The 23,626-nt window shown below is 38.1% G+C and carries 20 protein-coding genes and 6 tRNA genes; 19 read left to right on the top strand and 7 right to left on the bottom strand.

Annotated elements, in window-relative coordinates:
- The first annotated feature begins 73 nt into the window (after positions 1–73).
- A complete protein-coding gene (locus H4J57_RS14305; RefSeq protein WP_182222018.1) occupies positions 74–886 on the top strand; it encodes a hypothetical protein in 813 nt (270 codons plus the stop codon).
- On the top strand, positions 883–1,806 hold the full coding sequence (locus H4J57_RS14300; protein WP_182243414.1) for an ABC transporter ATP-binding protein: 924 nt from the start codon (positions 883–885) through the stop codon (positions 1,804–1,806). The genes H4J57_RS14305 and H4J57_RS14300 overlap by 4 nt, the downstream gene beginning before the upstream one ends.
- Here H4J57_RS14300 and H4J57_RS14295 read toward each other — a convergent pair.
- Positions 1,803–4,400, bottom strand: a complete 2,598-nt coding sequence (locus H4J57_RS14295; RefSeq protein WP_182243413.1) for a bifunctional diguanylate cyclase/phosphodiesterase — start codon at positions 4,398–4,400, stop codon at positions 1,803–1,805. The genes H4J57_RS14300 and H4J57_RS14295 overlap by 4 nt on opposite strands.
- Positions 4,401–4,574: 174 nt before the next feature.
- Complete coding sequence (gene fabA, locus H4J57_RS14290; protein WP_070373707.1) at positions 4,575–5,090, bottom strand: bifunctional 3-hydroxydecanoyl-ACP dehydratase/trans-2-decenoyl-ACP isomerase; 516 nt, start codon at positions 5,088–5,090, stop codon at positions 4,575–4,577.
- A gap of 184 nt (positions 5,091–5,274) precedes the next feature.
- Here fabA and H4J57_RS14285 point away from each other — a divergent pair, with 184 nt between their 5' ends.
- The 16 genes from H4J57_RS14285 (at position 5,275) to H4J57_RS14210 (ending at position 18,574) form a co-directional block, all read left to right on the top strand.
- A complete protein-coding gene (locus H4J57_RS14285; RefSeq protein ID WP_070373706.1) occupies positions 5,275–5,529 on the top strand; it encodes a hypothetical protein in 255 nt (84 codons plus the stop codon).
- A gap of 183 nt (positions 5,530–5,712) precedes the next feature.
- Complete coding sequence (uvrY, locus tag H4J57_RS14280; RefSeq protein WP_070373705.1) at positions 5,713–6,357, top strand: UvrY/SirA/GacA family response regulator transcription factor; 645 nt, start codon at positions 5,713–5,715, stop codon at positions 6,355–6,357.
- A 3-nt stretch (positions 6,358–6,360) separates the two neighbouring features.
- Positions 6,361–8,211 (top strand): excinuclease ABC subunit UvrC, encoded by a 1,851-nt coding sequence (uvrC, locus tag H4J57_RS14275; protein ID WP_182243412.1) that lies wholly within the window; start codon positions 6,361–6,363, stop codon positions 8,209–8,211.
- A gap of 135 nt (positions 8,212–8,346) precedes the next feature.
- The gene (pgsA, locus tag H4J57_RS14270) at positions 8,347–8,934 is read left to right on the top strand and encodes a CDP-diacylglycerol--glycerol-3-phosphate 3-phosphatidyltransferase (RefSeq protein ID WP_070373704.1); all 588 of its coding nucleotides are present in this window, start codon (positions 8,347–8,349) and stop codon (positions 8,932–8,934) included.
- A 137-nt stretch (positions 8,935–9,071) separates the two neighbouring features.
- Positions 9,072–9,147: transfer RNA gene (locus H4J57_RS14265), tRNA-Gly, on the top strand.
- 49 nt (positions 9,148–9,196) lie between these two features.
- Positions 9,197–9,270, top strand: a tRNA-Cys gene (locus tag H4J57_RS14260).
- 93 nt (positions 9,271–9,363) lie between these two features.
- Positions 9,364–9,449, top strand: a tRNA-Leu gene (locus H4J57_RS14255).
- Positions 9,450–9,544: 95 nt separating this feature from the next.
- A tRNA-Gly gene (locus H4J57_RS14250) sits at positions 9,545–9,620 on the top strand.
- A 58-nt stretch (positions 9,621–9,678) separates the two neighbouring features.
- Positions 9,679–9,754: transfer RNA gene (locus H4J57_RS14245), tRNA-Gly, on the top strand.
- 89 nt (positions 9,755–9,843) lie between these two features.
- A tRNA-Leu gene (locus H4J57_RS14240) sits at positions 9,844–9,929 on the top strand.
- 362 nt (positions 9,930–10,291) lie between these two features.
- Complete coding sequence (locus H4J57_RS14235; protein WP_182243411.1) at positions 10,292–11,638, top strand: MFS transporter; 1,347 nt, start codon at positions 10,292–10,294, stop codon at positions 11,636–11,638.
- Between the two features lie 367 nt (positions 11,639–12,005).
- Positions 12,006–14,405 (top strand): TonB-dependent receptor, encoded by a 2,400-nt coding sequence (locus tag H4J57_RS14230; RefSeq protein ID WP_070373683.1) that lies wholly within the window; start codon positions 12,006–12,008, stop codon positions 14,403–14,405.
- Positions 14,406–14,541: 136 nt separating this feature from the next.
- On the top strand, positions 14,542–16,500 hold the full coding sequence (locus H4J57_RS14225) for a tetratricopeptide repeat-containing sulfotransferase family protein (protein WP_259366865.1): 1,959 nt from the start codon (positions 14,542–14,544) through the stop codon (positions 16,498–16,500).
- 116 nt (positions 16,501–16,616) lie between these two features.
- A complete protein-coding gene (locus H4J57_RS14220) occupies positions 16,617–17,306 on the top strand; it encodes a glycerophosphodiester phosphodiesterase family protein (protein ID WP_220470314.1) in 690 nt (229 codons plus the stop codon).
- A 185-nt stretch (positions 17,307–17,491) separates the two neighbouring features.
- The gene (locus tag H4J57_RS14215) at positions 17,492–17,863 is read left to right on the top strand and encodes a hypothetical protein (RefSeq protein WP_182243409.1); all 372 of its coding nucleotides are present in this window, start codon (positions 17,492–17,494) and stop codon (positions 17,861–17,863) included.
- Between the two features lie 48 nt (positions 17,864–17,911).
- Complete coding sequence (locus H4J57_RS14210) at positions 17,912–18,574, top strand: YoaK family protein (protein WP_182243407.1); 663 nt, start codon at positions 17,912–17,914, stop codon at positions 18,572–18,574.
- Between the two features lie 122 nt (positions 18,575–18,696).
- Here the strand turns inward: H4J57_RS14210 and H4J57_RS14205 are convergent, their stop codons facing one another.
- The 4 genes from H4J57_RS14205 to H4J57_RS14190 all read right to left on the bottom strand — a co-directional run bounded on the left by H4J57_RS14205 (position 18,697) and on the right by H4J57_RS14190 (position 21,243).
- Positions 18,697–19,167: an FKBP-type peptidyl-prolyl cis-trans isomerase gene (locus tag H4J57_RS14205; protein WP_182217204.1), complete on the bottom strand. Its 471-nt coding sequence runs from the start codon at positions 19,165–19,167 to the stop codon at positions 18,697–18,699.
- A gap of 307 nt (positions 19,168–19,474) precedes the next feature.
- A complete protein-coding gene (locus H4J57_RS14200) occupies positions 19,475–19,993 on the bottom strand; it encodes a CC0125/CC1285 family lipoprotein (RefSeq protein ID WP_070373679.1) in 519 nt (172 codons plus the stop codon).
- Positions 19,994–20,005: 12 nt separating this feature from the next.
- The gene (locus H4J57_RS14195) at positions 20,006–20,755 is read right to left on the bottom strand and encodes a hypothetical protein (protein WP_182243405.1); all 750 of its coding nucleotides are present in this window, start codon (positions 20,753–20,755) and stop codon (positions 20,006–20,008) included.
- Positions 20,752–21,243, bottom strand: a complete 492-nt coding sequence (locus H4J57_RS14190) for an RNA polymerase sigma factor (RefSeq protein ID WP_182217207.1) — start codon at positions 21,241–21,243, stop codon at positions 20,752–20,754. The genes H4J57_RS14195 and H4J57_RS14190 overlap by 4 nt, the downstream gene beginning before the upstream one ends.
- A 119-nt stretch (positions 21,244–21,362) precedes the next feature.
- On the opposite strand from H4J57_RS14190, the gene H4J57_RS14185 reads away from it, so the two are divergent.
- Positions 21,363–22,703, top strand: a complete 1,341-nt coding sequence (locus H4J57_RS14185; RefSeq protein ID WP_182243403.1) for a S8 family serine peptidase — start codon at positions 21,363–21,365, stop codon at positions 22,701–22,703.
- On the opposite strand, the gene H4J57_RS14180 is transcribed toward H4J57_RS14185, so the two are convergent.
- Positions 22,700–23,617 carry a surface lipoprotein assembly modifier gene (locus tag H4J57_RS14180; protein ID WP_182243401.1) on the bottom strand — a complete coding sequence of 306 codons (918 nt, stop codon included), beginning with the start codon at positions 23,615–23,617 and terminating at the stop codon, positions 22,700–22,702. The two genes, H4J57_RS14185 and H4J57_RS14180, sit on opposite strands and share 4 nt — an antisense overlap.
- Positions 23,618–23,626 lie beyond the last annotated feature (9 nt).

The following is a 23,626-nucleotide window of genomic DNA, read 5'->3' as shown; positions in this document are numbered from 1 at the left end:
AAACAAAATAACACTCGCATTTTGTTAGCTGTGCCTTTATGGTATTGAAAAATAATCACTAGCAGGCGTTAATTTGTTGAACATCCATAGACTATCTATTCTCACGCAATTTGAATTGAAGCGTATTTTTAATACTAAAAATGGCTTAATCGCCTTAACGGCATTTTGTGCTGTTTGGTTCATACTTTTGACTTATGTGATCAGCTCAGCCACTGAACTGGTTTTTTCCGATGGATTTAAGGTGGCAGCAAGTACTTTATTTGGTTCATTGGGAGTAAGTGCTTTGTTGAAATGGCCCGTTGCTGAATTTTCTATTTATTGGCTAGTCGCGGTTTATTCATTTCCAATATTCACTTTTTTAGTCAGTAGTGATCAAACTTGTTCCGACCGTGCTCGCGGAACGCTTCGTTTTATTACTTTAAGAGCCTCACGCAGTGAAATACTGCTAGGACGATTTTTAGGTCAATTCCTTACACTTGTTAGTCTTATATTACTAACGTTAGTGGCATGTGTTATTTTAGCCACAGTTCGTGATAATGCTTTGTTTTTACCGGCATTAAAACAAGCTGCAGTTTTGTTTATTGAATTAGCAATTATAATTTTACCTTTCATTGCTCTGATGTCATTTTTTAATAGTATTTTATCCTCAGCAAAAATGAGTATTGTTGCTGGTATTTTGTTTTATACCATAGGAGCACTATTGATAGGTTTTATTCAATTTCAATTAGACAGTGGACTTTTTCTTAACTTTATTTTTCCGGGTACACAAATTAGCAGTGTAGTTTCATTAGATGGACTCGATTTTTACCATTATTTAATTCCTATATTACAAACAATTGTCTTGTTATTTGTTGCGGATAAACTACTAAAGAGGGCATCAATATGAGTTTACTCAATAGCCAATCTGCGCCATTAATTCAAGTTGATAATCTTTCAAAATCATTTGGCGATCATCTAGCTTTAGACAACGTATCATTCAGTATAGAAAAAGGGCAACCCATTGCTTTAGTTGGACCCAATGGTGCTGGTAAAACAACTTTATTTAGCCTTTTATGTGGTTATCTGTTGCCCAGTAGCGGCACTATCACTATTGCAGGATTAAGGGCTGGAGACGCCAACCTATTCGGCAGATTAGCGGCTTTACCACAAGATGCTCAGTTTGACCCACGTTTTTCTATTGCACATCAATTAACCTTTTATGCCCAACTGCAAGGTCTAACTCGCAAGAATGCTCAAAAAGAAGCACAAAGAACGTTAGAGCTTGTTGGCTTAGCTGACACGCTAAAAGCCAAGCCTGATGAGTTATCACATGGCATGCGTAAACGTGTTGCTATTGCCCAAACGTTAATTGGCTCGCCAGAAATAGTTATGTTGGATGAAGCGACAGCGGGACTTGACCCGATAAATGCACGAGAAGTTCGTCAGCTCGTTGCTTCATTATCATCAGAAATGACCTTTATTTTAAGTTCTCATGATTTGAGTGAACTAGAGCGGTTATGTAGCCAAGTCTTATATATAGAGAAGGGACAATTAAAACAACATCAAAACTTGCAAAGCGAAGATCAGCAAGGTTTCTTAACGATTAGAATGAGGAAGGCGTACGATAACTTCTTACCTTTAATGGCTGGCGTTGCCGATGTACAGCATATTGAACAGACGCAAAACAATGAGTTTTTAATCACTACCGGTATCATTTCTCCTGAAAGCGAACCGTTAGATTTACAAATATTAAAGCTTTGTCATCAACACAAATGGCAATATTCACAATTAACTAACGGTAAAACTTTAGAAAATAGATTATTCTAGATTTTATCAGCAGGAATGAACTCACCATCAAGGTCGACACGCTTTTGTGTTCGGCCATTGTTTTGTGAAGCCAACCAGTCAAGGTAATCATCAATGGGCATTGGTTTTGCGTAATAGTAGCCTTGGCCAATATCGCAGCCAAAACTACGTAATGTGTCCTCATCTTCTTGGCTATTAATACCTTCAGCAACAACTTCTAAACCTAAACCCTTTGCCATTTTAACCGTAGCTTCAGCAATGGTTTTACGTTTGTGATCATCATTAACATTCTCAACAAATAGTCGGTCAACTTTGAGCTCTTGAAAAGGAAGATGGCTAATTTGCGCCATGGATGAATATCCTGTGCCAAAGTCATCAATACTAATAGTAAAACCTAAATCGCCTAATTTTTGGATTAACTCAAGAGATTGCTTGTTATGGCTAATTGACGCCGATTCAGTTAACTCTAAAATTATTTTGTCAGCGGCTATGCCACTTTCTTCAATAATACTTAGAGCATTAGTAAAAAAGTGTTCATGAGCAATATCTTTACCACTAATATTAATTGAGACCATATGATTATTATTGACTAAAATTTGTTGATGCTGTGCTAAAGCGCGCTTAATAACCCATAACGTTAGTTGATTAATAAGACCTAAATCTTCGGCTAAAGGAATAAAAATGTCAGGTGAGATGAAACCTTCACGAGGATGTTCCCAACGAATTAGACACTCGCTACTGCATACACGTAAGGTTTTAAGATCGATTTGTGGCTGATGGTATATAGCTAATGTGTCATTCTCTATTGCTTCTTTTAAATCGGTGGCAAGTTTGAGCAAGTAACTGGTGTGATCTGATTTTTCGCTTTGATAATAAGCCCAACGTCCATAGACAAGTTGCGCATCGTTTACCGCTAACTGGGCATGATTAATCAATAAGTAGTTAGCACTGCCATGTTCTGGGTGGTTAGCGACACCAATTACTGCTGACAAGGGTAACTTAAGGTCATCTATTTGAAATGTCTCAGAGGTAAGCTGTTGTATTGATTTGATCAAAACAGGCAAGTCTTGCTGATTTTTCTCGTTATTAACGATTATAGCCAGGCAGTTATTTTCTAAAAAACAAATTTTTTCGTGGTTAGAAGATAATTTTACGATAGCATCATTATGAATGAACAATGAGCTTAAGCGACGACTTAGGCGTTTAAATAAAGCCGCGTTAGCTTTATCATCAATATAAAGTGATATTTGTTCGATATGTTCTGGTTTAATTATCATGACACAAAAATCGTTTTTACCCGAAATTTTCATTTCGTTCATCGCGTTTTCAAGCATCGACTTACGGGGTAATTTAGTAAAATCATGGTAACAAATGTCATAAATTCTATCTTGATCGTTTCTGCGCATTCGCTCCGCGAGTGCAAAAGCCATAAAAGTAATTTCAATCATCACAGCAAATAAAAATGCATTACGTGTAATGAATGTTGAATCAACATAATTTAATAACACGAGTGGTTGAATTGCTGCCCCAGCTAGGAAAGGTACCCATGAAATAAAATAAAATCGTGCCCAGGCAAAGTCTTTAGATAATCTTCTAAAAATGATAAATAATGAAAATAGATAAAAGAATGGCTGAATTGAAAAAAATAGTTTGGTTTGTGCAATTTGGTCTAAGGTCAGTGAATAGAAAGCGACTACTATTAATAGCCCAGCTGATATCATTCCAATTTTATAGAGGGTGCTTTTTGTTTGGTCATAACGTAAAAAGTATAACGAGAAAAGAAGTAGGAAGAATATCAAATAATAATTGATGAATAATAAATACTGATGAATAAAATATTGAACATCTTTAGAAAAAATGAGATACCCATAACCAGTTAATCCAGCTAAAACGGTAAAAGAAGATAATAAATAGCCAATATATACCAAGTACACCTTATCTTTTATCGCAAAATATAAAACAAGGTTATATATTGCCATTAAAAGAATAATGCCAATAAATATTCCATAAACAATTTGCGAATAATCGATACGCTTATTAAAGTTGTCTTTGTTGTAGAGGGTCAAAGGTACATTTGGTGGGCCATCACTTTTTACATGCACAATAACTTGCATCGTGCTTTTTGGAAGCAGATCAAAAGCTACATGAGGAAATACATCTAATAAGGTGTCTTGTTCAAATGTTGCCTTTTGCTGAGCGATTTGAGTCGCGCTTTCTAACATAGCATTGACTTTATAAACATCAAAGAAGGCTAGCATGCTGTTATCGGCATGCAATACAACACTTTGAGTGTTTGGTGTGTTGTTATTAATATTAATTTTAACCCAATAGGATTGAAGACCTAGTGCGTAAGGAATATCATTAGCTAACGAGGGAGTGAATCGCGCTTCGGCCTCTTTGCTTTTAATGAGAGTCTTGATATTTAAACTATTGTCATGGTCAATAGCGTAGCTAAAATCACTTGTTACTAAAGGAGAATTTTCACTAAAAGAAAGTTCATCGATATGACTGATAAACTGCCATACACTGTTAAGAATAAAAACTAAAACCAGCGAAATCATTAAGATAAAGACTAATTTGGTACTGTTATAAATACTTGAGGGTAACTTGATCATAAGGATAATTTTAAGAATAGCGGGATAAGTTTAATAAGGTTAATTTAGCAGAATATCGCAAATAAAGGCAGGAATTAATAAAATAAAAAAGCCTACTGTCTAAAAGTAGGCTTTAACATAAATAACGTAAGGTATTATTATATGAGTCTTAGATAAGTCTTAGATAAAACAAGACTAAAATGAAGTAGTGTCAGTAAATAAGCCTACTTTTAAATCTTTAGCAGTATAGATAACCTTGCCATCAACTAATACTTCACCATCAGCAATACCCATAAACAATTTGCGCTTGATAACACGCTTTAAAGTGATTTTATAAGTCACTTTTTTGTTGGTCGGTAAAATTTGACCTGTAAATTTAACTTCACCTACACCCAACGCTCTACCGCGACCTGGACCACCTGACCAACCAAGGAAGAAACCAACGAGTTGCCACATAGCATCTAAGCCTAAACAACCAGGCATAACAGGGTCGCCTTTAAAGTGACAATCAAAAAACCAAAGGTCTGGGCTAATATCAAGTTCAGCAATAATCTCACCTTTACCATATTCACCACCATCTTCAGTGATAGAAATAATTCGGTCCATCATCAACATATTGTCTGAAGGTAATTGACTATTTCCTTCGCCAAACATTTCGCCAGTTCCTGCTTTTACTAAGTCTTCTTTAGAGTATGAATTTTGATCTAACATGAGGTCACTTTATTTTCAGTAATTAAATTATTCGCTACTTTAGCGAACACCTGTACACTAAACAACTCCGAGCAGTGCTTTATTTGAGTTTTATTAATATAAAGTTAGATTATTATCATTTTTTTATATATTATTTGGTTACGCATAACCTTGTTTTTATTTTAGATAATTTGGTAACTCACTGATGAAAGAGAATAAAAAAGCATTTAGTAACGCAGAGAAACAAAAACGCTATCGCGAACGACAAAAAGAGAATGGCAAAAAAGAAATGCGTGGCTATTTGTCTCCAGAAGCACAAAATTGTTACGAACTCATAGCCGAGCAGACGAAATGGACGGACAGCGTCATTTTAAGTAATGCGGTTAGATTGACTTATGCTGCTTATAAAAATGGTCAAATTGGTTTGTTAAATAATTGGTTAAAGAAGCATGATCTCTAGTTAAAATTTAGCCTAACAGTAGGTTAATAAAGCAGTGCTATAACTATGCTGCACTTTTTCAATGTAAGATGGTTGAATTCAATTGTACTGCTTGCTAATACCCTATATGCTCTAATCATATAAGGAATATTTCTTACAGTATTCTCCAAGATAATAAAAATTGTAAATTAAGGTGAACCTCCGTTGATAAATGTTTTATTGGTCGATGATCATGAGTTAGTTCGTACAGGAATACGTAGAATTCTAGACGACGTAAAAGGACTTAAAGTCATAGGCGAGGCCGAAACAGGAGAAGAAGCCGTACAATTTTGTCGTAAAAGTCAACCCGATGTTGTGTTAATGGACATGAACATGCCGGGGATAGGTGGTTTAGAAGCGACTAAAAAAATAATTCGTTATTCACCTGACATAAAAGTTATCGTGTTAACTGTGTATTCAGAAGACCCTATTCCTACCAAGGTCATGCAAATTGGCGCTGCAGGTTATTTAACTAAAGGTGCTGGTGCTGATGAAATGGTTAACGCTATTCGAGCAGTAAACAGTGGTCAACGTTACATAACGCCAGATATTGCTCAACAAATGGCATTAAGTCAGTTTAAATCGAATGAAGAAAATCCATTCAATACCTTGTCTGAACGTGAACTTCAAATTATGTTGATGATCACCCGTGGCGAAAAAGTCCCCCATATTTCAGAACAACTCATTTTAAGTACTAAAACGATTAATAGTTACCGATACAGAATGTTTGAAAAGTTAAACGTTGGTAATGATGTAGAACTTACTCATCTCGCTATTCGTCATGGTATGATCAAAACAGAAACATTATAAACCTTGTCAATTTCTCAATCTCTTTTTGATCACCATGCTTTTCTTTCTTCCGTTTCTGAGCAAGCGGGTGTTTATCGGATGTACGATAAACACCAAACGGTTATCTATGTAGGAAAAGCTAAACAGCTTAGAAAACGCCTTGCCAGTTACTTTCGTAAAGATGTCGGCAGCACCAAAACCAAAGTATTAGTCAGCCATATTATGGCGATTGACGTTACTGTTACTCATACTGAGGGCGAAGCGTTAATTCTTGAAAACAACTACATTAAAAAATATCTCCCTAAATATAATATTTTATTACGAGATGATAAGTCTTACCCCTATTTACTAATAACAGACCATAAACATCCTAAGCTAGGCGTTCACCGAGGCGGTAAAAAAGTTAAAGGTGAATACTTTGGTCCATATCCAACTGTTGGTGCTGTTTGGGAAAGCCTTCGTTTAATGCAAAAGTTATTTCCGGTTCGTCAATGCGAAGATAGTTATTATCGTGCGCGCAGTCGTCCTTGTTTGCAGTATCAATTAAATCGTTGTTCTGCACCCTGTGTCGATAAAATATCAGCGGTTGATTACCAGCAACAAGTTGACTTAGCTAAACTATTTTTACGAGGAAAAAGCTCAACGGTTATTGATAGTTTAGTGGTTGAAATGGAACAAGCTAGCCACACATTAGACTTTGAGGCTGCGGCTAAGTACCGAGATCAAATCGCTACGTTACGACAAGTTCAAAAGCAACAGTTTGTCAGTGGTATTGTCGCTGAACTTGATGTTATCGGTATCTATATTGAGAAATCACAGGTTTGTGTACACGTTTTATTTATACGTGATCAAAAGATACTGGGTAGCAAAAGCTATTTCCCTAGTATTCCTGCCGAAACGGAACAAGCAGACGTTTACCAAGCTTTTATAAGCCAGCATTACTTAGGGCAAGACTTGAAAAGTGCTGCGATACCTAAAGAAATAGTGATCAGTGAAAGTTTTGAACACATTGAAGAGCTTACTAAGCTTTTGAGTGAGCAAGCCGAGCGCAATGTTAAAATATCAACGAGTGTTCGCAGCGAACGTGCCCAATATTTAAAGTTGGCCTGTACCAATGCGCAAAATGCATTAGTCACTAAGAATAGTCATAAAGCGTCAATGCAAGCGCGTTTTTCGGCATTAAATGAAGTTTTTGAACTTGATAATGGCATTAACCGAATTGAGTGTTTTGATATTAGTCATACCATGGGGCAACAAACCGTTGCATCTAATGTGGTGTTCAATCAAGAAGGGCCTTTAAAAAGTGATTATCGTCGTTATAATGTTTATGGCATTACACCGGGTGATGATTATGCGGCGATGGCGTTTGCGCTTAACAAACGTTATGGCAAGGTGAACACCATGGAAAATATGCCTGACATTGTTTTTATTGATGGCGGTAAAGGACAATTATCAAAAGCAGAAGCATTTTTTGCTCAATGGCAAACAGATACCGCTTTAGAAAAAATCCCACTATTAGTTGGTGTCGCTAAAGGAGAAGGGCGTAAGCCTGGACTTGAAACGCTAATCTTAGCAGGTAGTCATCAGCTAATTTCATTACCATCAACCTCACCAGCTTTACACTTAGTACAGCATATTCGTGATGAATCACATCGTTTTGCCATTACAGGACATCGAGCCAAGCGTCAAAAAGCCAGCAAAAAATCGACACTTGAATCTATTGAAGGAATTGGCGCGAAAAAACGTCAAGCCTTATTAAAATATTTAGGTGGGCTCCAAGAAGTTATGCAAGCCGATAGGTCAATACTTGAAAAGGTGCCTGGTATTAGTGCTGTTTTAGCCGATACAATATATAACGCCTTACATGATAAATAAGTTAAACGTCTTCCTGTAATAAACCCACCTTTGTTGTCTACACTTATTATTGCTATTTTTTGATAAAAATTTACGTCTCTGCCTGTAATGTGTAGAATGCGGTAACGCTTGTTGCTTTAGTAGTAAAATAAATTTATGTGGACCATTCCAAATCAAATCACCATGTTTCGGATAGTATTAATACCTGTTTTTTTAGTGGTATTTTATTTACCAGTCTCATGGAATCATTTCGGCGCATTTGCCGTATTCTGGCTTGCTGCTATTAGTGATGCTCTTGATGGCTATCTAGCACGTAAATTAAACCAATCTTCAGCATTTGGCGCCTTTATCGACCCAGTAGCTGATAAATTAATGGTTGTTGCTGCTTTAGTGCTACTTATTCAAGATTATCAACTGTGGTGGATTTCAATTTCAGCAATATTAATGATTGCTCGTGAAATTTTTATTAGTGCCTTGCGTGAATTTATGTCTTCACGCGGTAAACGCGATGAAATTGCTGTTTCTCAAATGGGGAAATATAAAACAGCTGCGCAAATGCTAGGTATTATGGGATTAATTTGGCAACCTGATTATGATATTCCGTTAATTCTGTTTAATTTTCCACATGAAATATTAATGTTTATCGCTTACAGCTTTTATGCGATAGCCACAGTGCTTACTTTTTGGTCAATGCTGGCATATTTTAAAGTAGCTTGGCCAGAGTTAGCAAAACAAAATAGCTAGAAAATGATATATTTAGTTAAAAAAACGTCAAATTAGCCGCTTTTTGAGCAGTCAAAACAAAATTGAAATTAAACTGTTGACTCCAAATAATTTCAATGTAGAATGCGTCCCAAGTTGACAGGGAGTCAGCAGATGAAGCGGCTGTAGCTCAGCTGGTAGAGCATCACGTTGCCAACGTGAATGTCACGAGTTCGAGTCTCGTTAGCCGCTCCAAGTTTGATTTATAATGATTATTTTAAATCGTTATCTATTCAAAGGATTCGGCGGGTTGGCAGAATGGCTATGCAGCGGATTGCAAATCCGTGGACCTCGGTTCGACTCCGGGACCCGCCTCCATTACTTATTTATAAGTGTTGGATGTATGAAGGACTTAGTTTAAATACTAAGAAGTAGGGAACCAATCACTACTATAAAAAATAATTATCCGATGCCCGGGTGGTGGAATTGGTAGACACAAGGGATTTAAAATCCCTCGCTCATAGAGTGTGACGGTTCAAGTCCGTCTCCGGGTACCACTTTGTTTTTAACAGAGTAAAGTGGGTAGTTAAGATGGTGTATGTTGGCGCATGCAGATAAAATTTAAACCTTGTTTGTAATAGCAAGTTATGAAGCGGCTGTAGCTCAGCTGGTAGAGCATCACGTTGCCAACGTGAATGTCACGAGTTCGAGTCTCGTTAGCCGCTCCAAATTTTATTAAAGAAAAGAAAACCTTAAGTAATGATATTATATTACTTAATCTACGAAGCGGCTGTAGCTCAGCTGGTAGAGCATCACGTTGCCAACGTGAATGTCACGAGTTCGAGTCTCGTTAGCCGCTCCAATATTTAGCGTCAAGCTAGATAGTAAAAATCTCTTAGTAATTAAGAGTTAGTAGGGAGCCAATCTCTACTTTAAAAAGAATTATCCGATGCCCGGGTGGTGGAATTGGTAGACACAAGGGATTTAAAATCCCTCGCTCATAGAGTGTGACGGTTCAAGTCCGTCTCCGGGTACCACCTTTTTCTGAACTTCCTAGTTAGTTAAAATCCCCCCATTATTGCAAGTCATCATCTACATCGTTTATATTTTTTCTCTTGAATTATATTGCGCTAATAACTCTGTTGTTATAAACGATAGATACTGTAACTATTATCTGTTTAATCTAAACTCAAAATATTCTTGAATAAAATATCGTCACTTTATTTGAAAGTAGTGCACCTGTAATTATTGTCAGTTTGATATAAGGCTAATTTTTTTGGCGTATTTGACGTAAATTACTGAATAACATAGTATCATCGAATCCATAATCATTAACCCAACAGAGCCATTGTCTTATAGGAGTACCATTAACTATATTACAACTGTTCACAGAGAAATTATGTCTAACCGACCCCCAAAGCAATTAAATATTATTATCGCCATGTATCTTGGCTATGCCGCCATGATGATTTGTCGTCAAATGGTCACTATTCTTAGTCCTGCCTTGCTTGCCGATGAAACCTTAGCCTTAACAAAAACTAATCTGGGTGATTTTGCTGCTTATGGTACTTTAGGTGCATTGGTTGGCAAGCTCATTTGGGGGCCCCTTGCTGATATTATAGGTGGGCGCTTTACTTTTTTGATTGGCATTTTTCTAACGGCGCTCTTTGTTATTGCTTTTGGACTCTCTCCTAATGTAATGGCTTTTACTGTTTTTTCATTCCTATTGTACTGTACAAAATCTTCAGGTTGGCCAGCGATGACCAAACTGGTTGGCGAATGGTATCACCCTCATCATTACGGGCGAGTTTGGAGTATTATTTCTACCAGCTCTAGATTTAGTGTTGTGTTAGCGACTTTATTCTTTGGTTGGTTATTAAGCTTTATGGATTGGCGTTCAGTCGCTTTCATGGCTGCGGCTTTTGGACTGGTTGTTTTTATTGGTTGTTATTTTTTTCTACAAGAAAAACCAGAAAACCCCAACTTTTTTAGAGAAATTGAAAGTGATCATACTGATACCAGTGCCGAAGGTATAGCGCTAGCCAAAGCAGCAAAGCAGGCAGTTGATAACAAATATAACCACCCACTTCAAGATACGAGTATGGGTGCAGGTATGTTGGCATTTATTAAAAGTCCGAGAGTTTGGCTCGTGGTGCTAATGCTAATGATGCTTACTTGTATGATGGCCTTTTTAGACTTTGTTGCCGTTTATCTTATGGAAACCTATCAATTATCTCCTTCACAAGCAGCAATGGCTTCTACTATTTTCCCCGTAGGTTCTTTGGCTGGATTGTTAGCTTCGATAGCATTTTACGACCGATTTTCAAAGAAAGGTATTCGCACCGTATTAACGATAGCGATGACTCTGAGTTTATTGAGTATCCTGACCCTGAAGTATTTATCTTGGTTTGATTTGAGTGTTGAAGTGAATTACATTGTCGCTTTGAGCGCAATTTTCTTATTCGCCTTTTCAATTTCTCCCGCTTATTACCTACCTATGTCAATATTCTCTATCGAATATGGTGGACCCCACAGTGCAAAATTAGTGAGTTTTATTGATGCTTTTGGTTTTGCGGCCAGTGCAACATTTGCTTTTATTGGCGGCAGGTTAGCTGATAGTGCGGGTGGTTGGTCTAGCTTTATGAATATGCTTATATTGATTTCAGCTGTGGGTATTATATCTGTCTGGGCATTTATGCATGCGGAATATAAAGCGGCAAAGTCAGGGGAAAGTGTCGTCAAGTAAGGTATTTAATGCGATAAACTCTTTAACCCTTTAAGAGTTTATCGCCACAAGCTTAAATAAACCCCGTGAGTCGTTCTAAACGTTACTTCTTCAAAATACCATCTTTTCACCGAAGTTTGCTGTTTATTTTAGCTATATTCAGTAATCTTTCCGATATTGTAGTATGCTACAACTTAAAAATTTCTGTGATATTAATCATTAAGTTATATTACAGGCTATTTTAACGACACAGCTGTTTGCGAAAACTTTTGACGGTTTGTCACAAAGAAGCAAAAGGCTGTCACTTGATAAGCGTTTTGCTTCGATATTGATCTATTAATTTACTTAGTATCTGCTAAGTCACAGAAAATAATCAACGAGGGTACTTATGTATCATAAAAACCGACCAGTTAAAACCGTATTGACCATGGCAATCGCTCTTGCATTGAGTAGTAGTGCCGTTCAAGCTCAGGAAAAGAGTAAAGCAGAAGACAAAAAAGTTGAGACTGAGCGCCAGATCGAAACTATAACGGTTACTTCAACTCGCCGTTCAGAAAACCAACAAGCAGTACCGCTTGCTGTTCAAGCCATTAGTGGAGCACAACTTCAGCAACTGGGTATTGACAGCTTTGAAGATTATATTGCATTACTACCGGGTGTTAGCTCTGAAGGTCAAGGTCCTGGTAAGCAAGAAACCTATATCCGTGGTGTATCCGCCGGTCGTGCTGATGTTAGACTTGCAGGTATAGGGGGCGAGCCAAGCGTTGCTTTTTACCTTGATGAAACTCCAATCACTACTCCAGGTCGTAATATAGATTTATATGCGGTTGATCTGCAACGTATCGAAGTGTTAAAAGGTCCTCAAGGCACATTGTTTGGCGCTAGTTCACAGGCAGGTACCGTTCGCCTTATTACCAACAAACCGGAATTGAACGAATTTAGAGCCGGTGGCGAGGTAGGTATGTCATCTACCAAGAGTGGTGGCATCAGTAATAAAACTGAAGGTTATGTCAATCTTCCTATTATAGAAGATGAGTTTGCTATACGAATTGCAGCTTATAATTCTACTGATGGTGGATTTATTGATAATGCGCTGTCTACAACGCAATTACCATTAACTAATCCAGCACTGGGTGGCAGCGTTCCTTCATCTCGACAAGTAGTCAGTAACTCTACACTTGCAAAAGATGATTACAATGAAGCGACACACCGTGGCGTTAGAATTAGTGGCTTATGGCAAATCAACGACGAATGGGATTTGTTAGTACAGCACACAAACCAACAGCTAGATACTGAAGGTTCTTTTGAATATGATCCGTCTATTAGTACTGAAGACGACTTAAATACAGCCACTTTTTCGCCGACGGCTGGTGATGATAAAGTTGACCTAACACAGTGGACGTTGAATGGAATGCTTGGCGGCCTTGAAGTTATTTATAACGGCTCGTTCACCAACCGCACGTTCCAAGGTAATACTGACTATACTGCTTATATAGAAATAGGACCATATGTTCCTTACTACATTTGTAGTTACCCAGGTTATGATGAATGCTTTAGTCCTGTGATGACTACTTCAGAGCAGTTTGAAACAGAACGCGTTGTGCACGAAATTCGTGTTGCAACCAATGCGGAAGACCGTTTTAGAGCGATTGGTGGTGTTTTCTATGATGATCAGCAACTTAATACGTTAACTGACTTTACTTATGCGGGTTCTATTGCCGCTGGATTTTCACCAAACTTTCCGATACCGGGTGCTTTCACTAACACCGATGGCAGTGCTCGACCGCCGGGCGTAACTTATTTCAATGATTATCAATCAGACCGTGAAGAAATGTCTGTATTTGGTGAGCTTGCTTACGACGTTACTGAAGAGGTAACCGTAACAGTTGGTGCACGTCACTATAATATTGAAATGGGCTTGATGGGACAATCTCCTTTCGGTCAAAGAGCATCTGGACCAGAGGCAGATGCCGGAACCAATGTCGATTCAAGACTGGCTGGTTTATCGCCTGCAACGATATCGGGAACCATTTACAAAGCTAATATACGCTGGGAAATGAATGCTGACGCGATGTTTTATGCTACGTATTCTGAAGGCTTTAGAGGCGGCGGATTCAATCGTGCAGTTGGCACTGGTGGCATTCCTGCTACTTTTGATACCGATGATGTTGTTAGTGTTGAATTAGGCTGGAAAACAACTTGGCTTAATAATACTTTGCGTTTTAATGGCGCGATATACAATGTTGATTTCAGTGACATGCAGCAAGGCGTTCTTGATCTTAGTATCGCTAATAGCTCATTCTTTGATAATGTTGGCTCTGCTGATATCAATGGTGTTGAATTTGAACTTAACTGGGCTGCGACCGATAATGTCGACCTTTTTGGCTCATTTAGTTACATTGATTCAGAGTTGACTGATATTCCAAACACCTTAGTTAATATCACACCAGTAGGGTCTAATCTCCCTTACGCACCAGAAAATGAAGGTGTGGTTGGCGCGCGTTACTATCAAAATATCGGCGACTTTGCTGCTGTTTTTCAAGGCGTATTTAAATGGACAGACTCACGTTTTAATAGCTTAGTTGCTGCTGATCGTGTCGAGTTACCGTCTTATAATCAAGTTAACCTATCTGCCTCTATTGGAAAAGATGACTGGAAAGCAACACTCTTCATTGACAATGCTACCGATTCTCTTGGACAAGTTGCAGCGGGTTCAGCTGATAATGTCTTTAGGGTTTCACCAACGAGACCTCGCACAGTTGGCTTTAGAATAAGCTATGATTATTAGCATTTTACATTATTTTAAAGTATTTTAAGATAAGATAGGGTCGGCGTTTAATAACGTCGACCCATTTTTTTTGTATATTTATAGACAATATCAACCATCTCTTGATATTTACCGAGACATTATTTTGCCAAATCAATTGAAAAACCTTCAACCAGACCAAGTTATTAAACAGTGTCAACTTTTGATTCAAAAAGGCCACTTAAGCCAAGCAGCTAAGAACCTAGAAGATATGCTTGTGGAAAATCCAGGACATATTGAAGGTGTTTATTGTCTTGCAGTCTGTCAGCGTAAACAACAAAAATATAATCTGGCTATGGCAAGTCTTGATCAAATTCTTATAAAGCAACCGGATCATGGCCGGGCGCATCAAGAGCAAGGTTATACTCACAAAGCAATGGCGAACACTAGCCAAGCGATAGCATCCTTTGAAAAAGCAGTCGCCTTAAATCCAGCTTTGTTTGGAAGTTGGCGCGCTTTAGCAGACCAACCTGGTTATCCGATGCGTCAGGAAGCAAAAAAACGTGCTGATTGGCTCTCCAGTTTACCGCCAGCATTAGTTTCTGTTTCTAGCTTAATATATCAAAAGCAATTACATCGCGCTGAATGGCTCTGTCGTCATTTTCTCAAAGACAATCCCCATCAACCAGAAGCTATGCGCTTATTGGCTGAGTTAGGAACAAAGTTTCAAATTCTTGATGACGCGGAGTTCTTATTAGCCAGCTGCCTTGAATTTGAACCAAATTACAAAAGAGCACGCCTTGACTATGTTCATGTTCTGCATAAACGACAAAAATTTAATAAGGCACTTGAGCAAGCAAAAATTCTATTGGATTCAGACCCGGAAAATGCAACGTTTAAAATTGGTCTTGGCAATGCGCAACAAGCCACTGGAGATTTTGAAGCAGCTATAAGCACCTTTGAAAGTGTATTGGATAGCAACGCAGCTAATTATTCTATCTATTTAACTCTTGGCCATGCATTAAAAACGATGGGGCGTGTTGAAGACGCGATCCAAGCTTACCGTAAAAGCTACGATCTCAAACCTGACTTTGGTGATGCTTTCTGGAGTTTGGCCAATTTAAAAACTTACCGATTTACCTCTGATGAACGTCAGCAAATGAGGGTTCAAGAAGCAAGCGCCACTACATCGATAAATGATAAAATTCATTTTTGCTTTGCTCTTGGCAAAGATTTAGAAGACAGTGAGCTCTTTGACGAAGCCTTCTCTTTTTACCATCGCGGCAACAAACTCAAGAGCGAGCAAGACAAATTTGACAGCAAATCTCTCGAGTTATCGTTTGAATTTCAGAAAAATAATTTTGACGCTGCGTTTTTCAATCGCCATAAACAAACCGGTTGCTCTGCTGCTGATCCTATATTTATTGTTGGACTACCCAGAGCGGGCTCGACACTTTTAGAACAAATACTCTCTTCACACTCACAGGTCGATGGGACAATGGAATTGGCCAACATTATCGGTCTAGCACATCGCTTAAATGGTCGACAAGCCACGCGTGACACCCCCAAATACCCGAGTATTCTAAGCAATATTACTGCTGCTGACCTCACTAAAATGGGCGAGCTGTATATTGAAGAGACTCGGCATCATCGCCAAGGAGCAATGTTCTTTATCGATAAAATGCCAAACAATTTCCGGCATATTGCGCTTATCAATCTGATCTTGCCTAACGCGAAAATTATCGATGCGAGACGCGATGCTTTGTCCTGTTGTTTTAGTGGTTTCAAACAATTGTTTGGTGAGGGGCAGCAGTTTTCGTATGATCTTGAAGACATTGGACATTATTATCGTAGTTATGTTGAGTTGATGGACCATTGGGACAAAGAATTACCCGGTAAGATTTTACGTGTGCAGTATGAAGATGTGGTTGCTGATCTGGAAAGCCAAGTTAGGCGGATATTAGACTATTGTGGACTTCCTTTTGAGCAAGCTTGTATTGATTTTCATACAAATAAACGCGCTGTTCGCACGCCTAGCTCTGAGCAAGTTCGACAACCTATTTATCAAAGTGGTCTTGAACAATGGCGCAATTATGAGTCTCATTTAACACCATTAAAAAAAGCACTAAAAAGCTAGGTCGGCTTTCTAAAGTGCTAGAACTGTTTTTATAGCAGTTGGCTGCTAATGAGCGCTATGCGTATTGATATTGTCGTGTTAATTATTTTACTATAGAAAATAAAGAGAAATAAATTTTGGATAAAAAGATACTAAAAATAGGACATCGTGGCGCAATGGGTCATGAACCTGAAAACACGCTAAGGTCTTTTAAAAAAGCATTAGCGTTAAATGTTGATGCGATCGAATTAGATGTATATGTATGTAAAACAGGTGAACTTGTTGTTATACATGACGATAAAGTAGACAGAACAACTAATGGTATAGGCTATACTGAAGATAAAACCTTTGTTGAGCTAAGACAACTAGACGCGGGAAAAGGTGAACTTATACCAACACTTGAAGAAGTCTTGGATCTTGTTGATAAAAGCGTGATAGTAAACATAGAATTAAAAGGAAGAAGTACCGCAATTGCAACGTATCATGTAATAGATAAATACATAAAAGAAAAGGGCTGGTCTGAGCTTGATTTTATGGTTTCTTCATTTGATCATCATGAATTAAATAAATTTAAACATTTGTATCCTCAAATACCCATCGGTGTTTTGCTTGAAGGCGTTCCTCTTTCTTATGCTGATTGTGCCGTTGAACTTAATGCTCAATCCATCAACTTAAGTCTAGATTTTATCAATCAGGACTTTGTTGATGACGCACATCAAAAAGGGTTACAAGTTTATGTTTATACGGTTAATGACTATGATGACATTGCCAAAGTAAAAGAATTAAATATCGATGGTATTTTTTGTAATTTTCCAGAAAGATTATAATTAAGACACGATTGCCTGCGATACTAAACGATAAATATCGTGGGATTTTGTATGGGTAGTTTTGATTTGAAAATCCCTGTTATTTAAAGATGAACTAGATTTTAATGTTAACGCACATGAGTATTATTTATTTTGCGATAAAATATATATTTAGTTTATAAGCGAACTTATCAAGGATCTAATGTATGCGTCGTGGGGAAAAGCAGTCAGAAAATAGTGAAAACTATGTTCCAAATGATATCCCTTTACCACAGCGGGTAGCTAAAAAAATACTTATTATTTTTTTACTTTGCTATGGCAGTTATGGTGTCTATAGCGGTACTCTTTATCTCCTCCTGGGAAGAGGTGAAGTTACCTTTCAAGGTAATGCAGTATATTTTTCTTTTGCTGCTCTTTTGTTAGGTGCTTTATATCTTTTGATTGAAATTATCGATCATTACGATAAAAGGAATAATGAATTCTCATATAAACGTATAAAAGGTGTAATTAAAGGACTTGCTGCTTTAATATTGTTATTTACTATCGCTATAAGTGCCGCACTTACACAAAAACTATAAGTCACTCAAATCGGCGCTTAACGTGGCATTTGTGATTAAAGGATTATCGTGATATCAAAATTACCTCGGTGGGTAGAGTATGGCTCGTTTGTTTTAGCACTGGTTGCGGGCTTTATTAACGCTGTTGGACTTTTAGGATTTAATCACCAATCTATTTCACACTTATCTGGAACAGCAACACTGCTTGGCGTAGGTGTTTTAAACTCAAGTTTTTCTGATACGCTTCATTTGGTTTTAATTCTGCTTAGCTTCTTAGTAGGCTCTGCCATATCAGGCTATTTCCTAAATAGTGGTTCGTTAAAGTTGGGTCGTAATTACAGTAGACTGCTTATCTTGGAGGCAATCATTATTTTCGCATCAATGTATTTCTTATCCAAGGGATCACTATTTGGCCATTATTTAGCTTCAGCTGCATGTGGGCTTCAAAATGCACTAGTGACAACCTATAGTGGCGCTGTTGTTCGAACAACACATGTAACTGGGTTATTTACCGATCTTGGTCTTATGTTAGGTTCAAGACTTCGAGGCGAACTCTTTGATAAAAGAAAGGCGGTATTGTTTCTACTGATAATAACGGGATTTATTGTAGGTGGGGGATTTGGTGCTTATTTTTTCAGTATGTTTAAGTTTAATGCTTTATTAATTCCTGCTGTTATTTGCTTGCTATTAGCATTGTTCTATTCAGTTTACAGTGCAAAGGTGAGTAGTTAACAGCCGTATGTTCGCTGTTATCAATACAAAATATAGTGGCTATTATATGCTGGCAAGACCTAATCATCTGACTAAATAAAACAGCAATGATATTTCTATTATTGCTGTTTTAGATATTTTATTTACTGAATGTCGAGTAGTGTCACTTCAAAAACAAGTAACGAACCGGGGGTTATTTTTCCTGCAGATTTATTGCCATAGCCTAAGCTAGATGGAATAAAAAACTTAAATTTATCACCAACAACCATTAATTGAAGACCTTCAGTCCAGCCAGGTATCACTTGGTTTAAGCCAAAACTAATGGGTTCACCGCGATCAACTGAGCTGTCAAATACACTGCCATCGAGTAAAGAGCCATGATAATGCACTTTCACTTTTGAACTGGCACTTGGGTGCTTTAATCCATCACCTTTTTCCAATACTAGATATTGCAAACCTGAAGCTGTTTCAACAACATTTTCAAGGGTTTTATTTGTAGCTAAGAACTGGTTAGCTATAGCTATATTTTCAACCGCGGCTTTTTTATCATTTGAACTTTTTGAAATAAAGAAAATTACCAAGGCAATAATTATAACCAATACAACATATTTCATAACTGATCCGATTAATTTGAATTATTGTGTATTCTAGCATTCGATTCTTTTGCAGGTCACATTAATTTAAAATTAATATGAGTGCTATGTTTTTCATTGTTAGGTAAGCGGATGATTTGCAAGGGTATTAATTCATTCAAAGAGGTGTCTTATGCTATTTACAGTGATGGGGCCTTGAATATTTACCCTTTAGTTATAGAAAAACCCGGTAACATGCATGTTACCGGGTTTAATAAGTAGATTAACAGCTACCTCAAGTTATGTGATTATTGCTAGCGTTTACATTAGCTATTATCACATGTTTTTTCTAATGCTTATCCAGTTTTTGTGACAAGTTTTCAATCACATCAACGGCGCTATAAGTCGATTCATTAGGCATAATGCCTTTGCCCATTCGAATCTCTAAAATACTATGCACTTCTTTACGGTTATTGCCGCTATTAAAGGCAATTCCTATTTCACTATGTGGGCGTTGGTAAGTTTCACAGTTGAATAGGCCACAACGGCGTTCAATGCGCTGTTGATGCGATAAACCAAATGCAGAGGCAACCTCTACTTTTTGAGACTCAACAAAAGTTTCTTTATTGGTCACGACAAACCAATCAAAACCTTGCTTTTGAGTGAGCTCCGCGGATCTTAATAGCGCATAATCAGCTGCATCAGCGACACTGTTAGAGATGATTTTAAATTGTACACGATACCTATCACTGGTAATTTTTTGCTCACTATAACCTGATGACCCTTTAGTTGCAGGGCGGTAGTCAGGTTGAGAAGCACAAGCTGATATTAATAAAGTTACGAATAAAAAGGGAATAAATGATTTCATAATGTACCTCGGTTATTGTTTATTTGTTTGCCAGTTATTGTTTATTGCTCGTTGTTCTTGAGCGCTATCCATTGCTTGTCCTTTGATCATCTCATCTATAGCGCTGTCTAGTTGTGCCTTGTTACTGGCAACACGGTAATTTTCAATATCTTGGGAAAACGCTACGTTTTTGGTGATTTTAAGCTGCCACTGCTGATTTTCTTTACAGGCAATGTTGATACTGGCCGCTTGTAAATTAATGTGCTGAAACTGTCGACAAAAATTACCCGCATGATTAGTGAAACTTAAATTAGCCATGACCTTATCACCTTGGTCTGTTGACGACATTTCACCACTTTTTGCCTTATCTAACACCTGTGATATCTCTGCAGTAATCGCAGTTGTTTGCTCTGACTGCATTAGGGTTATTGTTCCTACGCCAAATATCATCGAAATACCTGCCGCTAAGGCGTAATGTTTTTTAATGCGTTGGTTAACACTTTTCCAGCGTGACAAGCTAACAACATTTTCAGGCGTCTGGTCTTCTTTATTTTCTGCTATTTTTTTATCTAAGGTTTGTGCTAAGAGTAAGATACCATCAGGCATTGTAGTCCTATCAATAATGGCAGCATTTTCGTCAACCCAGTGATCAACTTGTGATAAGTCAGCCAAACGCATCACTAAATCGTCGTCAGTCTCTAGCGCACAACGGACCTCTTCCATTGCTTCTTCGCTCAGTTCGGCGTCTAAAAATGCACTCAATATTTCATTGTCTATTTTCATAAGCCTGCTCCTATTTGATAGGGTTTCATCATATCCATTAGTGCAACACGTGCTCGAGATAGCCGACTCATCACCGTACCAACAGGGATCTCCATAGAAGAAGCCACTTCTTTATATGACATGCCTTGAACGGCCACTAAAGATAAAATTGCCCGTTGATCGTCAGGCAAGGTACTCATCGCTTTATTAACGTGTGCCAGCGTTTCTTTGTTGTCAAATTGTTGGTGTTCATTAGCAGTTTGTGGCTCTTGAAGCTCTGGTTTGAGTACCGCATTCTGCCTAACTTTTCGTGACCGATATTCGTCAATCCAAACATTGCGACAAACCTTAAATGCCCACCTAGTTTCGTCTACTCCACTAGGCACACCTTTATTGAGTATTTTCTCTAGCGTGGTTTGTACTAAATCATCTGCATCAGCAGGATTACCCGTTAAAGAGTAGGCAAAGCGTCTTAGCATTGGTAGTATATTTTCTATAGGTTTATTCATTTTTTACTCCTCTCTACTAAGTAGACGTATCTAAAAAATATTTATTCCATAAAAGGAAATTTATTTTTAGTTGAAACGTTTTATTAACGACACACTTATTTTTTAGGCTGAAGACTAACATGAAAACCTTACCACTTACCGCCATATTTATTTCAATTCTTAGTACATCGCTACCGGCAAAACAACTCACTAGCGGTGATGTTTTAGGAAATATAACCCTAATAGATCGCAATTTAGGCGATATTAGCCAGAAAATAAAAGTACCGCGTAAACTAGCGCCATTTGCGTTAAGTCGCTTACCCAATGTTGATAAATTGACGACTGAGCCACTTACGGCTTTACCTGATTCATTATCAATAGAAACAGTAACAGGAAAACACCTTTGGTTTGATGTTGAGGTAGAACAGGGATGGCGAGCCGTGAAGGGACAATGGATACTCTTAGCCGACGACCTTAATAAGGCACGCTTAATTGGCCAGGGTGCGGTGATAATCAATGAATCTCGTTATTCTGGTTTGGGCATGACATTGTTACGTTTTAATGTGCCACAAGCTCTCGACTCAAAGAAAGCGTTAATAAATATACTTTCTGCCAAAGCGTCACTGAGTTTAGCTAGAAATCATATTTATCAAACACAAAGTCAAGCCCGTCAGCTTACGGATAAAAAAGTAGTCGGTGAAAAGCTAAAAACTAAAAGCCCATTTAATGCTTGTCAGCTAAAGGTAAAAGTTGGTCTAGTTGATAGTGCAATAGACACAAACCATGATGCTTTTAAGCAGGCAAGTATTACCGCAAAGTCTTTTTTGCCTGCTGAATTAGCTGCCTCAGTTCAACACGGTACCGTGATCGCAAGTTTATTGGTTGGTAAGACCGAGCAGTTGGTACCGCTTTTACCACAGGGTCAAATTTACTCGGCAGAAGTATTTTACCAGCAGTCAGATTATGTTCAGGGTGCAACTTTGTCAGCGATGATAGCGGGAATAAATTGGCTAATAGAACAAGACGTAAAAGTGATCAATATGAGTTTAGCGGGCCCAGATAATAAAATTTTGCAGGCTGTGCTTACTTCGGCCATGGCAAAGGGCGCTTTAATTATTGCTGCAGCCGGTAATGAAGGTCCGGCGGCTCCTCCGATGTTTCCAGCGGCTTATAAAGATGTTATTGCGGTGAGTGCTATTGACCAATTTCAACAACCTTACCGTTGGTCAAATCGCGGTGATTATGTCGATTACTCTGCCTTAGGGGTTAATGTCTTAACGGCACAAAGTGGTCAGCGGGTGGGGCGGGAGTCAGGCACATCGATTGCCGCACCTTACGTAACCGCAGCTTTAGCCTGTTTAATTGCAAAAATTGGCGTCAACAGAAATCAATTATTAGAAAAGCTCAATGAATCAACAATAGATTTGGGTCCTCGCGGTAAGGACCCTATTTATGGTGTCGGCGCGATAGTAAGCCGTTAAAATTGCGCTTTAATCGCTAAATTCGAAAGGGTTTGAGTGTATGTTTGGCTATCAAGCTCTGAACGGTAGTCGCCATATTCAACGTTGCCAATAACCACTAAATGTTCGTTAACGTTTAACTGCCACTGTCCGTGAAATATATGCCTATGTTCATCTGCTTTTGATTCACGCTGACTAGGGATATCATTATTGCTGACTGCTTGAAAATCTTTCGATTGAAAACGCCAACCGATAGTTGCTTTGTGAGCTAAGCCAAATAATTCAAATTTTTGAGATAACTTAGTGTTAACCCCATAGCCACCATAATTAAACTGTGAGTCTGTTGCCGTTTCTTTATCTGCGCTAAGCCCTAGCATCAGCATAGTGCGACCGTCGTTGATAAAGTGAAATAATTCAGTACTTACACCAAAAGTGTTGGCATTTCGGCGAGTTATTACGGCAAAGTCTTTACGCTTTATTTTAAGGCTAGTGCGTAAAAATGTTTGGGGTTGAAGAAAAGTTCCCAAGTAAATACTGGCTTGTTGAAAGGTTAAATATGTCTCGCCAGCTAACTTAGCTTTAGCACCATCATAACGTAGCCCTAAATCTTTTTCCTGCCATTTATAGGTCCCATCAATACTGACTTGATGTAAGGCAAGATCAAAAGAATCTAACTGATGATAATCTTGGTCATTATATCGATACGATGATGTTAACTTTGCTTTATTATTGAACGTCCACAAGCCAGTAACCGCAGCCGTTTTTTGAATGCCACTGTCACCCTGTGAGGAAACTTCATCAAGCTCATCGACACTAAGCGCTGAGTTGTTTATTAAAGCCAGCGAAGCCTCACCACTAAAAGTAAATGTCTCTGGCGTTGCTGCCATCACTTGCATACTAAGGATGCATCCTAAACTGCTCAACATATATTTCATCTTAATTTC

It is taken from the genome of Colwellia sp. BRX8-7 (assembly GCF_014077275.1).
GTDB lineage: Bacteria > Pseudomonadota > Gammaproteobacteria > Enterobacterales > Alteromonadaceae > Colwellia_A.
Note: the sequence above shows the minus strand (reverse complement) of the source record. Positions and strands in the feature narration are given on the sequence as shown.

Coding starts and splice junctions, on each gene's coding strand:
- H4J57_RS14205 (WP_182217204.1), bottom strand. CDS start 19,167: ATGAAATATGTTGTATTGGTTATAATTATTGCCTTGGTAATTTTCTTT.
- H4J57_RS14285 (WP_070373706.1), top strand. CDS start 5,275: ATGAAAGAGAATAAAAAAGCATTTAGTAACGCAGAGAAACAAAAACGC.
- pgsA (WP_070373704.1), top strand. CDS start 8,347: ATGTGGACCATTCCAAATCAAATCACCATGTTTCGGATAGTATTAATA.
- H4J57_RS14295 (WP_182243413.1), bottom strand. CDS start 4,400: ATGATCAAGTTACCCTCAAGTATTTATAACAGTACCAAATTAGTCTTT.
- H4J57_RS14215 (WP_182243409.1), top strand. CDS start 17,492: ATGCGTCGTGGGGAAAAGCAGTCAGAAAATAGTGAAAACTATGTTCCA.
- H4J57_RS14190 (WP_182217207.1), bottom strand. CDS start 21,243: ATGAATAAACCTATAGAAAATATACTACCAATGCTAAGACGCTTTGCC.
- H4J57_RS14185 (WP_182243403.1), top strand. CDS start 21,363: ATGAAAACCTTACCACTTACCGCCATATTTATTTCAATTCTTAGTACA.
- H4J57_RS14230 (WP_070373683.1), top strand. CDS start 12,006: ATGTATCATAAAAACCGACCAGTTAAAACCGTATTGACCATGGCAATC.
- H4J57_RS14200 (WP_070373679.1), bottom strand. CDS start 19,993: ATGAAATCATTTATTCCCTTTTTATTCGTAACTTTATTAATATCAGCT.
- H4J57_RS14235 (WP_182243411.1), top strand. CDS start 10,292: ATGTCTAACCGACCCCCAAAGCAATTAAATATTATTATCGCCATGTAT.
- H4J57_RS14195 (WP_182243405.1), bottom strand. CDS start 20,755: ATGAAAATAGACAATGAAATATTGAGTGCATTTTTAGACGCCGAACTG.
- H4J57_RS14300 (WP_182243414.1), top strand. CDS start 883: ATGAGTTTACTCAATAGCCAATCTGCGCCATTAATTCAAGTTGATAAT.
- fabA (WP_070373707.1), bottom strand. CDS start 5,090: ATGTTAGATCAAAATTCATACTCTAAAGAAGACTTAGTAAAAGCAGGA.
- H4J57_RS14180 (WP_182243401.1), bottom strand. CDS start 23,617: ATGAAATATATGTTGAGCAGTTTAGGATGCATCCTTAGTATGCAAGTG.